The organism is Rossellomorea sp. LjRoot5 (genome assembly GCF_964253455.1).
Classification (GTDB): domain Bacteria; phylum Bacillota; class Bacilli; order Bacillales; family Bacillaceae_B; genus Rossellomorea.
In genome coordinates, this window is sequence record NZ_CAXUQN020000001.1 from 2,189,604 (window position 1) to 2,203,598 (window position 13,995).

Genomic DNA, 13,995 nt, shown 5'->3' on the forward strand with positions numbered 1-13,995 from the left:
ACTACTTATAAGTATTAAAAAAGGTGGGCTGCCGACATGTTAACAACTGCAAACGTGAAAATTAAAGGAATAAGGCCTCTAATATTTAACTTATTTACAGTTGAGAGTATTCCTTTAAAGAAGGAAGCTAAAGCTGGTGTTGCAGGAAATAATCCTGAAGAATGGAAAAAGTCCTTTTCAATGACTAATGAAAATCAATTGTATTTGGAATCCAGACATATCTTTGGATGTTTGAGAGCAGGTGGTAAATTCATTCCAAAATCAAGAAGTACTCTTGAAAGTGATGTATCCGCAACATTACAAGTGTTAAGTGAACGTGTGTTATTGAATAGGTATTTACCTTCTTTAGAGAAAGTATCAAAAAATCCGAGCGATTCTGTATATATTGATGTAAGACCAGTAACAAGGAGAGGTGTAAAGAATATTCGCTATCGATTAGCTACCTCTCCAGGTTGGGAGACTGAATTTTCAATATGTTGGGATAGTACTTTAATCAGTCCACAACAAATGGAATCAATTTGTATAGAAGCAGGAGCTTTTGCTGGTCTAGGTGATGCCAGAAAAATAGGATATGGAAGATTTAATGTTTTACAATTCAATTTAAGTAATAGTGATGAAGCTATTTATGCCTAGAAAAAGGCCTCCGGCTGAAACATGGAAGAAGAACCTCAGACCAATTGTTTGGAAAAGAGACAAGAAAAAGTGTGTTAGATGTAAAGTATTACTCAAATTAAATAAATGCCATATAGATCATATAATCAGTGGGTTAAATGGCACGAATAAAATAAAAAATCTTCGAACATTATGCAGAAAGTGTCACGTACTTAGGAAAGATCATAGACACAGGGGGTTAATTAATTCAGCATTAAAGGAAGGATTAATACCACCTGATTGGCGTAATCATTTATGGTAAGTATTCGAAACAGGAGTAATTCTCACTGTCCGGTAGGGCTGACCTCCCTACTGCTGAGGAGATAGGTCAAACCGGTTCGGTTCGGAATGGTACGGTTCGTTATGGTTAGGTTAGGTTAGGTTTGGTAAGGTAGTTTTTTGTTCACCCCAGGAGAAACAGGAGTTTTATGTTCCTTTTGGGGCTCTTTGCTAAGGTGATCTTTATAAATCTTAATTTGAAATACATAAGGAATTTTAAAATTTGGTGTTCTCAACCTAAATTTCAATAGAATCTTCTCAAATTAAGTGTCCGAATTTTTTGGTAAATAAAGGGATATTATTCATATATTTAAAAATATCAAAAATTTATTTTTATAAAATTACTAGAAAAAGGTGTCCAACTATTAATATAGTAGATAACCCTTGTTCTATCTGATTATTTCTACACGGACACTTTTCAAGATAGTATAAGAGCCGGTTTCATTATGCAGAAGCTTGAAGGGGACGGTTTAGCCTTTCTTCATGCAGGGGGAACGATTTATAGAAGAGAGCTCGAGCCCGGGGAAGTGCTGCGGGTGGATACGGGTTGTTTGGTGGCCATGACAAAAGAAGTGGACTACAACATCGAATATGTCGGCAAAATCAAATCGGCTTTCCTTGGTGGAGAGGGTCTGTTTTTTGCTACAGTCCGTGGTCCTGGGACGGTATGGATACAGTCTCTTCCGTTCAGCCGGTTAGCGGAGCGGATCTATGCAAATGCTCCAGGTGGAGGCCGTTCGACTGGTGAGGGAAGTATACTTGGTGGAATCGGGGATTTTCTAAACGGAGACGATTGATTCACGTATAAACATAAAAGAGCATTTCCATTCGCGGGAGTGTTTTTTTATGTTCAAGCCGCTTCCGCTTTAGGTTCATCCAGCTCCGGCGGCTAGAGGCTCGAGGTCATAAGGTGAATCTGCCAAAAAGGCAAAGGGCGCCTTTCCGGCAGGTTCATCTTATGCTGGTCGCCTCTGTTCAAGCCGCCTGCGCTTTTGAGAGTGGGTATTCACCTATTTAGATCCCGCATCATATGTTTAAATAAATGATGTGAAAGGGTGATTTCATGACAGGAAAGATTCGTCATTATTATGCTGGAGGGAATACGGCAAAAGGATTCTACAGTCTATATGATTCAGTACTGGATGGATTAGAGCGGGTATATATCTTAAAGGGTGGTCCTGGAACAGGGAAATCCTCATTAATGAAAACGATTGGAAAACGTTTTGAAGAAAATGGGTTAAACGTGGACTATTTACATTGTGCTTCCGATAATCAATCCATCGACGGTATTCTCCTCCCTGAATTCGGTGTAGGGATTGTAGATGGGACAGCTCCTCATATTATTGAACCAAAAGCACCCGGTGTGATTGAAGAGTATGTGAATTTAGGAGTGGCATGGGACCGTGATGAACTGAACGGGCACAAGGAAGAAATCCTTGCTTTAAATGATAAAATTGCCTCACTCTTTCAGAAAGCTTATCATACCTTTGCGTCATCCCTGAATGCCCACGATGACATTGAAGAAATCTACATTGCGAACATGGACTTTGTAAAAGCCAATGAATTGACAAACGAGTTAATTTCACTCTTTTTTGAAGATAACTGCCTTCCTAAATCCTCAACAGTCAAACATCGGTTCTTAGGTGCCGCTACTCCTGATGGGGCAGTTGACTATATTCAGAATTTAACAGAGGATGTTGGGAAGCGCTACTTTATCAAAGGGCGTGCAGGTTCCGGAAAGTCAACGATGTTAAAGAAAATTGCTTCTGCTGCAGAATTGAAAGGCTTTGACGTAGAGGTCTATCATTGTGGATTTGACCCCAATAGTCTTGATATGTTGATCATCAGAGAAAAAGGGATCGCGATTTTCGATAGCACAGCACCACATGAATATTTTCCTGATCGGGAATCAGACGAAATCATCGATATGTATGAAAGATGCATTACCGAGGGGACAGATGAAAAATATGCTGTCGATATCGAACGGACCACAAAAGCCTATAAGGATAAAATGAATGAAGCAATCTCATATCTTAAAGAAGCTAAAAAGCTTCGTGAACAACTCGAATCCATCTATATAGGGGCCATGGACTTTTCAAAGGTGAATATGATGAGAGAAGAAATCTTTCAGGAAATAAGTGAGTTTTTAAAGAAGTAGTTAGTAGAGTAAACGGCCATACGTGATGATCTTTCTATCAAACAGATAGAAAGAATACAAGCGTGAAAAATCATAGGGGATCTTTCAAAACCATGCTCAGGCATGGTTTTTTTTCGTGGGATAATATAACTTAAACGAATAAGTTATATCAATATAATAAATAGATGAACCATTCGTTATATTGATATAATAAATGAGAAATCTGATTTTATGGTAGGATAATAAGGAGTATTGTTAAGAGTAAAGGAGTTTAATAAATAACTATGAAGCTGGTATCATGGAATGTAAATGGAATTAGAGCATGTGTGAAAAAAGGGTTTTTAGATTATTTTCATCGCATGGATGCAGATATTTTTTGTCTTCAAGAAACTAAGCTTCAAGAAGGGCAAATTTCACTGGACTTAAGTGAATACCACCAATATTGGAATTACGCGATGAGGAAGGGATATTCAGGAACTGCGATCTTCACTAAACAGAAGCCACTAGCCGTCTCTTTTGGTCTTCGTGATGAGGAAATAGAACCTGAAGGGAGAATCATAACATGTGAATATGATTCTTTTTACTTGGTGAATGTGTATACGCCTAATTCGAAAAGAGATCTTTCGAGGATCGATGAACGACTTGAATGGGAGGATGCCTTAAGGGAATATCTCGTGGGATTGAATTTACATAAACCGGTCATTCTATGCGGGGACTTGAATGTTGCTCATACTGAAATTGACCTGAAAAATGATAAGCCAAACCGTGGGAATTCAGGTTTTACCGATGAAGAAAGGGGAAAAATGAGTCTGCTGCTCCAGGAGGGCTTTGTGGATAGTTTTCGTTATCTATACCCTGATAAGGATGACGCCTTCAGTTGGTGGTCTTATATGAGTAAAGTACGTGAACGGAATATCGGGTGGAGGATTGATTACTTTATCGTTTCCGATCTATTAGCGCCTTCAATAGCTAAAGCTGAAATTCACTCCGATATTCACGGCAGTGATCATTGTCCTGTATACTTGGAGTTAGAGTAGTACATAAAGAAAGTATAGAAACAATCCATGTGGAGGGAATTGAATGTTACAGAAAAGAATACAGCAATATATTGATGAAACGAAAGTATCTGAAGTTCCTGTTCCTTTGTTTAAACAAGAGAGGAACTATGTGTTAAATCACGGTTTACTGGAAGCTGACGAGGTTGCCACCCCGCAAGCGGATTCACGTTTTCTGGATGCATATATTGAGCGTTGTGATAAAGAAACGGAAGAACTGATCGGGGAAGAATCTGATGACTTTCTCAATCAGCCAATCACTTATTTGAAACAACATAAAAACGAGTTCATTTTCCTTGAATCCAAATGGTTCGCTCTGATTGGAGTGGAGGCCGTTTCCGTCGAAGTGGACGACGTATTTGGTACTTATGATGCGATGCTTGGGTTAAAGCTGCAAAAGAAGTATCGTAGTCAGATAGAGCATTATTTAGATGAGTCTCTTGAAGGTGAAGCATCTTATGATCTGTTGTTTAATGGTGAAGATGGGTTGTGGGACTTGAATTTCACTTTGAATGACCACAGTGATTTTAATGAAAGCCAAACCTTGCTGTCGGTTTACGAGCTTATCTATGATTTTCTTTTCAACCTTCTTCAAAGTATAGATGAGTCATAAAATAAGATCCCTCTCGAACGAATCCGAGAGGGATTTTATTTTGCCTTTTTTGTTTGACCGGCTCGTAATCGAACAACTTTCCTTCATAGACCAAGTGGAAGTGAGGGTGCTTTCTGAAGTCTTCAGGAGTGATCAGCGCAGGCAGCTTCTCCCACAGTTTGATCCCGGAAATACTTCGCCGATCTTCTTTCACATCATTCGTTATTACTTTGATTTTATGTAAAAGTAGAGGGACGGACCTCTAGCAAGGTCCGTCCCTCTATGTACATTTATCTTTTATCTTTGGTACGTTTATTGATTTCTTCTGTCACGACATGAGCCAGGTCATCATTTCCGAATAGGGATAGGACGCCGAGTATAGTGGTATCTGGAATTTCTTCGGATTCTTCTTTGGAAACGGTCAAGTCGATTCCTTGCTGCAGGGCAGGATTATCTCCTTGTTGGGGATAGGCCCGTTGATAAAGTTCAGCGGGATCGAGATCGTGATTCACACACCATTGTGCGAATACAAGGATCATCATATGCTCATCCTTCTGGTAATTTTGAATGATTTTTTCCTGCATTTCTTTAGAGTTCAATTCAAATCTCTCCTTAAACGATAGATCTACCATTATTATAGCGAAGTTTGTGAAGGAAGCCTATTCAAATCCATTCCGGGTCAGATAGGGAATACATTTTAAAAAGGATGGTGGAACGTGTATAATAGGAGGATAAGCAGAAACTTGTTTGATATTGAAAGGAAGATAGAAAAATGAATATTACTAATCATCATGTGGAAGAACTTAAAGACCCAACAGGTATTTTAAGTGGGGATCGGTATGAAGTGTTACTTGATGTTGACGTACCCGAAGACGATGAACTGTATTCGGAACAGGGTATTTACATAAAAGCCATTTTTGTCCGGGACGAAAATGGAGCAAGGATCGTCCAATCCACAATCATTGAAAAAAATACCGAGTCATTTCTCGACTTTGAATTAGAAGAAGAGGAAGAAAACCTCATCCTGACATACTGCCAGGAACATATCGGATAAATTGATGCAAAACATCATCCTTTTCAATGGTTAATGAATCGGGATGATGTTTTTTATTTGGTGCTTATTACTGTCACCACAATACGCTTCATCTAAAACATCAATGTTTCCTAATTTGTGTGGGTAAATATGATATTTGAACTGTATATAACTCTTATAGCAAGTGATATACTAGTGATAACAAAGTGCTAGCAATTGATATCAGAGTGATATAATAGGAGGGCGAACCTTGTCAGATCAAGGAAGAATGCAACTTAATGTAAGAGTTGATAAAGAAACGTCAGAGAAATTGGATGAAATTGTAGAATACTATCAGCAGAACACGAAAATCGGAAGGGTCTATAAGGGTGACGTCTTAACTGACATCATCCACAAATCCTATGAGGTCATGGAGAAGCAAAAAAGAATTCAAAACCGGAAATATTAGTATTCCTCACCGGATAATAACACCTCTGGAGATAAATAAATTCTCATAGGCAATATGTGAAAATCAGGTCCATGTATGTCATAATATAGGAGACATATTCAAAACATTGAAAGCAAAAGAGGTATTCAGCGTGCAAATGCCGAAAAAATTCATCAACAACCAAAGAGGTTCAGGTATTTCTCCATACATATGGAGCATCATCAGCATCCTGCCATTTTACTTTATCTTTCAATCATCTTCTACGATCGAAATTGCGGTAGGGATTTTCCTGACCATTACATTTTTCATTTCTTTACGTTTTGCTTTCATCTCAAAGGATTGGCCGGTTTATTTATGGACATCGATATTGATTGCGATTTCCATCACCATGACCATCCAGTTTAATTTTATCTATTTCGCCTTTTACATCGCTTACTATAACGGGAATATAAAAAACCGGGTTGCGTTTCTGACCCTTTACATCATTCATCTTGTACTGACGACGGCATCGATCAATTATAACTTCGTGCTGCAGGATGAATTATTTCTATCCCAGTTTCCTTTCATTCTGATCATCTGGATCAGCGTCATCCTGCTTCCGTTCAATATTTATAATCGGAATAAACAGGTTCATTTGGAAGATCAGTTGGAAGATGCCAATAAGCGAATATCGGACCTCGTCAAACAGGAAGAACGTCAGAGGATTGCCAGGGATCTCCACGACACACTGGGTCAAAAGCTTTCATTGATCGGACTGAAAAGCGACCTTGCGAGAAAATTGATATACAAGGACCCGGAGCAGGCCCGAAGTGAATTACAGGATGTTCAACAAACGGCAAGAACCGCATTAAGTGAGGTCAGGACGATGGTCTCCCAGATGAGGGGAATTCGTTTGAAAGACGAAATCGTCAGGGTCAAACAACTCTTAAAAGCCGCAGAAATCGAATTCCGTATGACTGATGACACCGCTATCCCTCAAACTTCACTCTTTTTGGAAAACATCTTGAGCATGTGCTTGAAAGAGGCTGTGACCAATGTGGTGAAACATAGCAAGGCTTCTACCTGTGAACTGAGTATTGAAGAATCGGAAAAAGAAATGACCATTGTTGTGAAAGATAATGGTGTGGGAATCGGAAGTGATTACACACAATCCAAAGGCAGTGGCCTGATCGGGATGAGAGAGCGATTGGAATTTGTCAACGGAAGCCTTGATATTGTTTGGGTGGATGGCACCACCTTGATCATGCGGGTACCGAAAGTAATCAAGCAGACAGACAGGGAGGGAATGGAATGATTCGAATTGTGATTGCGGAAGATCAACGGATGTTGTTGGGCGCATTGGGATCCCTATTGAGCCTGGAAGATGATATGGAAGTGGTTGGAAAAGCAGGCAATGGAGAAGAAGCCATTTCCCTCGTTCATGAACTGAAGCCGGATATTTGTATCATGGATATAGAAATGCCAGAAAAGACCGGACTAGAAGCGGCAGAGGAATTAAAGGGGCAAGATTGTAAGATGATCATCCTTACAACCTTTGCCAGATCAGGCTATTTTCAGCGTGCATTAAAGGGTGGAGTGAAGGGATATTTGTTGAAGGACAGTCCCAGTGAAGAACTGGCGAACTCTATCCGGCTTGTGATGGATGGTAAGCGTATATACGCCCCTGAGCTGATGGATGACGTATACAGTGAAGAGAATCCCCTAACAGACCGGGAAAAAGAAGTGTTGGAGCTGGTTGCCGACGGGAAAAACACAAAAGAAATCGCCGATGAACTAAAGCTCAAAACGGGAACGGTCCGGAACTATATTTCCACGATCCTCGACAAGCTGGAAGTGAAAAACCGAATCGAAGCCATCACCCAATCGAAAGAAAAGGGATGGTTTAAATAAAACGAGGGACGGACCTTCTTGCAGCTCCGTCCTTTTTATAGTTTTTCATTAAGTTGAATATTTATTCGTCTCTAATAACAAGGAGAAAATAGATTGAAGATCTTTTTTCGAAAAATTTTTTTGTGAGATTTATAATGCTGCACCTTTTGCTGTCATTGAATCCGACAGCAAATCTGAAACCGTTAAAGAATCGTTATTTGTTTAAATTGTGTTGACAACTCATTGAATCATGATACGATAACATCGAAAACAAAATTTCATAAGACGATCCACTAGGGGTGCCTTCTAAAAGGCTGAGATTAAAGTGTGACTTTAAGACCCTTTGAACCTGATCTGGTTGAGACCAGCGTAGGGAAGTGGTGTTTGACGGTCGCAAAGAATACAATTCTATTATTCTGATCTCAAGCCACTTTCTGTATGCTGTATGCATCACGGGAAGTGGCTTTTTTTGTTGCCCATTTCGGGTCGTCTGGAAAAGGAGTAGGAAATCATGTCATTTTCAACCGTTTTACGAAACGAAGTCAAGGACATTTGGGATGCAAGCTTTCATCACCCTTTCGTTAAAGGAATCGGGGATGGAACACTCCCCATCGAGAAGTTCAAGTATTATCTTTTGCAAGATGCCTATTACCTTTCACATTTCTCGAAGGTGCAGGCGCTTGGTGCATCAAAGGCAATGGACATACATACGACATCACGAATGGCAGCGCACGCTGTAGGAACCAATGAAGCAGAGCTTTCACTCCATGAAAATTTCTCCAAACGATTAGGCATCACAGAAGAGGAAAGAAAGAATTTCAAACCAGCCCCTACAGCGTACGCTTATACGTCACATATGTATCGTTCCGCGCGATATGGAGGTTTAGCTGATATCCTGGCAGCGATTCTCCCCTGCTACTGGCTCTATTACGAGATAGGGGAACGCTTGAAATCATGCAAGCCGGGAGAGCCCGTTTACCAGGAATGGATTAAGGCATACGGAGGAGACTGGTTCAAAGAGTTAGTGGAAGAACAAATAAATCGGCTTGATGTATTGGCAGCAACCATGACTGAATGTGATAGAGAAAGAATGAAAGAAAATTTCATATTGAGCAGCATTTACGAATTGCAGTTTTGGGAGATGGCTTACACCCTTGAAAAATGGCCGTTTCAGCATGCACTCGGTGCCGGTAAAGAAATGAGTGAACAAAATGTCTAAATTAAAACTGACAGACATTTTAGTGACGGTGGTCATTTCCATCATGTTTGGTGTCATTTATAAGCTTTGGGGGCCATTTTATAACTTGTTAAAACCAATCGGATTGCATGCGGATCAATTTATCTATGGAATGTGGTTTATGGCGGCTACCGTTGCTTTTTTGGTCATCCGTAAACCTGGCGTCGCTCTTTTAGCCGAAATCGCCGCTTCTTCGGGAGAGTTTCTTATGGGTTCTGAGTGGGGACTCGAGGTCCTTTTATTCGGAGTCATTCAAGGATTGATGGCAGAATTGGTTTTCTTAGTAGCGAAATATAAACGCTATGATCTTTCAATTATATGTTTTGCAGCGGTCGGGTCATCATGTGGCTCCATCTTCATGGATTACATGAAAGGGTATATGGGGGATTTGGTTTTCTGGAATCTGTCATTATTTGTCGTTGCGAGATTACTGGGGTCCATTGTCATCGCAGGTGCAGGTTCATTTTATTTGGTCAGGGCCCTCGAGAAAACCGGAGTCACAAGTCTAGTCAGACGTGCAAGTCAGGATGATTACGATGTATTGAACCATTAAAGGGGTGATGCTTATGCATGTCGAAAACCTTCGCCTTACTTTTCCCGGATCGGAAAAACGGATGTTTAATGATGTCAGTCTGTCTATCAATGAAGGGGAGAAAGTATTGCTATTGGGACCATCAGGATGTGGTAAAACAACACTTCTCCATGTTTTATCAGGGGTGATCCCCCGATCTGTGGATGTTCCCATGAGAGCTGCTAAATTGGAGGTGTCTGATTCTTATGGCTATGTATTTCAGGATCCGGACTCGCAATTTTGTATGCCCTTCGTGGATGAAGAATTGGCCTTTGTGCTGGAGAATTTACGGACTCCCCGTGAAGAAATGAAAGGAGAAATACGACAGCTGCTATCGGAGGTGGGACTGGAACTTGATGATCCCCACACGAAAATCTCAACATTATCAGGAGGCATGAAGCAGAAATTGGCCATTGCTTCGGCACTTGCCTTGACACCCGATACTTTGTTCCTGGACGAACCGACTTCATTGTTGGATGAGCAAAGTACAAAGTCTGTCTGGAAAACAATCAAAGAGGTCTTTTTAAATAAAACCTTGGTGATCGTAGAGCATAAACTTGATCATGTTCTTGACATGATCGATCGAATCATTCTTTTCGATTCAAATGGAACCATTATGGCGGATGGAGCGAAAGAGTGGATATTGAACCATTACAAAGGTACGTTGAAGAACTTGGGTGCCTGGTACCCGGGCGCGTGGGAGGAATATCTGTCATCCCGTCAAATGAGGGAGATTCCCCCGTTCGGACCTGTGATTGCAAGAATGGAGGACTTCAAAGGCTATATTCAAAAAGAAGAGAAGATTCTTCTTCCACTTGCTTCGATTCGTAAAGGGGAATGGATTGCCATTACAGGAAGGAATGGTGCAGGGAAATCAACGTTACTGCACAGTCTAATGAAATTCATTTATACAAGCGGGACGTACGAATTAAACGGAATACAGATGAAAGGGAAAAAGATCCCCCAAGATTGTGCGTTTGTTTTTCAAAATCCAGAATTACAGTTTGTCACTCATAGCGTTTATGACGAATTGGCCTATAGTTACCGGCTAAAGAACTTGAATGAAGAGAGTGTGGAGAGAAAGGTTTATGAGCTACTCCAGCGATTCAACCTTCGTTCATTTAAGGAACATCATCCTTATTCTTTATCTGTGGGTCAAAAACGCAGGTTAAGTGTTGCAGCATCCATCGTTCCGAATAAGAAGATTCTGTTATTGGATGAACCGACTTTCGGACAGGACGCTCATAATACGTTTGAACTGATCGAATTGCTTCTGGAGTTACAGCGTGAAGGCGTAACCATATTGATGGTGACTCATGATGTTAGAATCATCCGACACTTCGCAACCAGGATATGGACAATTGAAAAAGGAAGACTGGTTCAAGATGTGGATGTAGAAGTAGTGAGGAGTGAAGCATTATGAATATGGAAATGGTTCATAAACACACCTGGCTCCATCAGATTAACCCGAGTATGAAATTGATTGTGATGATCACACTTTTTCTATTTTTATTATTCGTTCATTACCTGAACTGGCTAGTGTATTTGACGTTGTTCACTTTCCTCTTATTGGGGTCATTCTCTGGATATTCAATGAGGTTAGTACTATTGATGGCCCTGCCATTCTTTCTTGTCTTTCTCTCTACGGCATCCTCGATGATCATGTTTGGGAAAGGAGAGACGAAGTGGCTTACTTGGGGGATGATTCAAGTAACGGAGGAAAGTTTTTACAGGGGGATTCATATAGGGTTGAGGGCATTCCTATTCGCTCTTTTAGGTCTCTTATTTGCTCTGACGACAAGACCTGTCCTGCTGTTTTATTCACTTATGCAGCAATTGGGACTTAAGCCGAAGTATGCTTATAGTTTTATGGCCGGGATAAGGCTGATCCCCATCATGCTGGAAGAATTCAATACCATTTGGAATGCACGGAAAGTCAGGGGTACACGGGAACGAAAAGGTATTAAGAGACTAATCCATATCATCCAGTCCTATTCCATCCCCTTAATCGCACAAAGCATCAGAAGGGCTCACAGAATTGCAGTTGCCATGGAAACAAAAGGATTTGAGGGCGATGGGGAGAGAACCTATTTCTACAAAGTAGGATTTTCAAAATGGGATGGCTATTTTATTGGGACTATTATCCTCATGATTTCAGTAAGTTACGTACTTTCTATATATCTACCAATTTTTCCGACGGGAGATGTTCGCTATGGAAATTGAAAAGAGAAGAGTACTACATGTCATTTCCACTGGTCAGCAATCAAGGGAAGAATTGGTGAAAATCTCGAGAACCATCCACCCCTACATCGATATGCTTCATATTCGTGAAAAAAGCTGGACAGGTGCGGAGCTGGCTGAAGCCGTTGATGAATTAACAGCTGCGGGTGTTCCAGTAAGGAAGCTCTACATCAATGACCGGGTAGACATCGCTTATATAAAACACGTGAGAGGGGTCCAACTTGGGCATCATAGTGCTCCTGTTGGCTTAGTGAAGGAAAGCTTTCCATCTTTGCAAATCGGATCATCGGTGCACAGCATGCAGCAAGCACTTCTGGCATATGAACAAGGGGCAGATTTCCTTCTGTTTGGGAATGTTTATGAAACAATGTCGAAACCCGGAAAACAAGGCACAGGGATTGTCAATTTGGAAGACGTTGTTCAGAACATCCCCCTTCCCATTATTGCCATCGGGGGCATTACACCTGGACGAGTGGATGACATTATAAGAACAGGTGTAAAGGGTATAGCGGTATTATCAGGTATATTCCTTTCTGAAGACCCTCTTGAAGCAGCAAGGGCTTATTATGAGGCAATCCATAAGGAGGTGAAACAACTTGGTTAAACAATATGATGTGATGATCGTAGGCGGAGGAGTAATCGGCTGCTCCATTCTGTATCAGCTTTCGAAAAGAGGGAAGAAAGTATTGTTGATTGAGAAGAATCAATTGGCATCCAGAGCCTCGGGAGCAGCAGCGGGAATGCTTGGGGTTCAAACGGAATTAAAGGGAGGAAGCCCTCTCTATCGACTCGCGCAGAAAAGCCGCAATATGTACCCGGTTCTTGCACAGGAATTAAAAGAAGTAACCGGTATGGATATAGAGTATGTGGAAAATGGAATGATCAAGTTGGCAAGGACAGAGGAAGAGGCACAGACTTTAGTAAGGGTTGCTTCCCAATCGGATGAGGGTGAAGAAGTAGAGTGGTTATCCCCTCTAAAGCTATCAGCCTTCGAACCTCATCTTTCGAAACAGCCGAGAGGTGGTTTATTCATTCCACGGGATGGGAACGTATCGGCACCCAAGCTGACAGAAGCGTTGGGGCTCGCGTCAGTGAGATTAGGGGCTGATGTCAAGGAGTATACGGATGTATATGACTTTAATGTGGAAGGAAGCAGGATATCGGGAGTTCAAACGTCTGTCGGTCCCATTTATGCATCTGAAATAATCGTTGCAGGCGGTGCGTGGAGTCAATCTCTATTGGAGAGAATCGGTGTGACAATTCACTCTTATCCTGTCAAAGGGGAATGCTTTTCGGTGAAATATTCCCGGAAACTGGTGGAGAGGACCATTTTCACTGAAGGATGCTACATTGTTCCAAAGGTGGGTGGTCGATTTCTAATAGGAGCTACAGAACATGCTTATACCTTCGATGAAACCATTTCCGTAAGTGGAATGATGAATTTGATGAATAAAGCTACAGACATTCTTCCTGACCTGATACATGCTGATTGGGATAAAGCCTGGTCGGGGATACGGCCTCAAACACAAGGAGGACTTCCTATCATCGGAAGGAGCGAAAGGTGGGAAGGTCTCTCCATTGCAACGGGCCACTACCGGAATGGCATTCTCCTTGCTCCCATAACAGGACTCATGATGGCAGAGCTGATGGAAGGCAAAAAGAATCCATTACTACATTCACACATGGGGAGTTTTAGAAAATGGAATTAAGGATAAATGGACAGCTCGTGACAGTGCCGGAAACAATCGCTACAATAGAAGATCTTTTAGATCATTTCAAACTGAAGAAGCGAACGATTATGGTTGAACAGAATCACACTATATTAAGAAAAGAAGAACATGAGAAGGCACCAGTTGAAAATGGAGATTCCATTGAACTGGTCCAATTTGTAGGAGGCGGTTGA

General features: G+C 41.1%; 18 protein-coding genes, 1 pseudogene and 1 riboswitch. Of the genes and pseudogenes, 18 read left to right on the top strand and 1 reads right to left on the bottom strand.

Going from position 1 to position 13,995, the window contains the following annotated elements:
• Positions 1-36: 36 nt before the first annotated feature.
• From ACSQ2E_RS11250 to ACSQ2E_RS11280, 7 genes and pseudogenes are all read left to right on the top strand, one after another.
• Entirely contained in the window at positions 37-633 is a 597-nt protein-coding gene (locus ACSQ2E_RS11250) for a hypothetical protein (protein WP_435990614.1), read from the top strand.
• A complete protein-coding gene (locus ACSQ2E_RS11255) occupies positions 626-913 on the top strand; it encodes an HNH endonuclease (protein ID WP_435990615.1) in 288 nt (95 codons plus the stop codon). Before ACSQ2E_RS11250 ends, ACSQ2E_RS11255 begins: the two co-directional genes overlap by 8 nt.
• 454 nt (positions 914-1,367) lie before the next feature.
• A pseudogene (locus ACSQ2E_RS11260) lies at positions 1,368-1,727 on the top strand (AIM24 family protein); the annotation flags it as partial.
• Between the two features lie 266 nt (positions 1,728-1,993).
• On the top strand, positions 1,994-3,088 hold the full coding sequence (locus tag ACSQ2E_RS11265) for a PRK06851 family protein (RefSeq protein ID WP_435990616.1): 1,095 nt from the start codon (positions 1,994-1,996) through the stop codon (positions 3,086-3,088).
• A 263-nt stretch (positions 3,089-3,351) separates the two neighbouring features.
• Positions 3,352-4,104, top strand: coding sequence for an exodeoxyribonuclease III (locus ACSQ2E_RS11270; RefSeq protein ID WP_435990617.1), 753 nt, complete (start codon positions 3,352-3,354; stop codon positions 4,102-4,104).
• A 43-nt stretch (positions 4,105-4,147) separates the two neighbouring features.
• Positions 4,148-4,735: a branched-chain amino acid aminotransferase gene (locus tag ACSQ2E_RS11275; protein ID WP_435990618.1), complete on the top strand. Its 588-nt coding sequence runs from the start codon at positions 4,148-4,150 to the stop codon at positions 4,733-4,735.
• 40 nt (positions 4,736-4,775) lie between these two features.
• Positions 4,776-4,958 (top strand): hypothetical protein, encoded by a 183-nt coding sequence (locus ACSQ2E_RS11280; RefSeq protein WP_435994698.1) that lies wholly within the window; start codon positions 4,776-4,778, stop codon positions 4,956-4,958.
• A 46-nt stretch (positions 4,959-5,004) separates the two neighbouring features.
• On the opposite strand, the gene ACSQ2E_RS11285 is transcribed toward ACSQ2E_RS11280, so the two are convergent.
• Entirely contained in the window at positions 5,005-5,313 is a 309-nt protein-coding gene (locus tag ACSQ2E_RS11285; protein ID WP_435990619.1) for a hypothetical protein, read from the bottom strand.
• Positions 5,314-5,486: 173 nt separating this feature from the next.
• Between ACSQ2E_RS11285 and ACSQ2E_RS11290 the strand changes: the two genes are divergently transcribed.
• From ACSQ2E_RS11290 to thiS, 11 genes are all read left to right on the top strand, one after another.
• Positions 5,487-5,768, top strand: coding sequence for a DUF6509 family protein (locus tag ACSQ2E_RS11290; protein ID WP_435990620.1), 282 nt, complete (start codon positions 5,487-5,489; stop codon positions 5,766-5,768).
• A gap of 229 nt (positions 5,769-5,997) precedes the next feature.
• A complete protein-coding gene (locus tag ACSQ2E_RS11295) occupies positions 5,998-6,195 on the top strand; it encodes a hypothetical protein (RefSeq protein WP_435990621.1) in 198 nt (65 codons plus the stop codon).
• A gap of 136 nt (positions 6,196-6,331) precedes the next feature.
• Positions 6,332-7,468: a histidine kinase gene (locus ACSQ2E_RS11300; protein WP_435994501.1), complete on the top strand. Its 1,137-nt coding sequence runs from the start codon at positions 6,332-6,334 to the stop codon at positions 7,466-7,468.
• Entirely contained in the window at positions 7,465-8,064 is a 600-nt protein-coding gene (locus tag ACSQ2E_RS11305) for a response regulator (RefSeq protein WP_435990622.1), read from the top strand. Before ACSQ2E_RS11300 ends, ACSQ2E_RS11305 begins: the two co-directional genes overlap by 4 nt.
• Positions 8,065-8,328: 264 nt before the next feature.
• Positions 8,329-8,436: riboswitch (TPP riboswitch) on the top strand.
• Between the two features lie 118 nt (positions 8,437-8,554).
• Positions 8,555-9,262: a thiaminase II gene (gene tenA, locus ACSQ2E_RS11310; protein ID WP_435990623.1), complete on the top strand. Its 708-nt coding sequence runs from the start codon at positions 8,555-8,557 to the stop codon at positions 9,260-9,262.
• Positions 9,255-9,833 (top strand): ECF transporter S component, encoded by a 579-nt coding sequence (locus ACSQ2E_RS11315; protein ID WP_435990624.1) that lies wholly within the window; start codon positions 9,255-9,257, stop codon positions 9,831-9,833. Before tenA ends, ACSQ2E_RS11315 begins: the two co-directional genes overlap by 8 nt.
• Positions 9,834-9,846: 13 nt before the next feature.
• Positions 9,847-11,274: an ABC transporter ATP-binding protein gene (locus tag ACSQ2E_RS11320; protein ID WP_435990625.1), complete on the top strand. Its 1,428-nt coding sequence runs from the start codon at positions 9,847-9,849 to the stop codon at positions 11,272-11,274.
• A complete protein-coding gene (locus tag ACSQ2E_RS11325; RefSeq protein ID WP_435990626.1) occupies positions 11,271-12,074 on the top strand; it encodes an energy-coupling factor transporter transmembrane component T family protein in 804 nt (267 codons plus the stop codon). The genes ACSQ2E_RS11320 and ACSQ2E_RS11325 overlap by 4 nt, the downstream gene beginning before the upstream one ends.
• A complete protein-coding gene (gene tenI, locus ACSQ2E_RS11330; protein ID WP_435990627.1) occupies positions 12,064-12,696 on the top strand; it encodes a thiazole tautomerase TenI in 633 nt (210 codons plus the stop codon). The genes ACSQ2E_RS11325 and tenI overlap by 11 nt, the downstream gene beginning before the upstream one ends.
• Positions 12,689-13,801, top strand: a complete 1,113-nt coding sequence (gene thiO / locus ACSQ2E_RS11335) for a glycine oxidase ThiO (RefSeq protein ID WP_435990628.1) — start codon at positions 12,689-12,691, stop codon at positions 13,799-13,801. Before tenI ends, thiO begins: the two co-directional genes overlap by 8 nt.
• Entirely contained in the window at positions 13,792-13,995 is a 204-nt protein-coding gene (gene thiS / locus ACSQ2E_RS11340; protein WP_435990629.1) for a sulfur carrier protein ThiS, read from the top strand. The genes thiO and thiS overlap by 10 nt, the downstream gene beginning before the upstream one ends.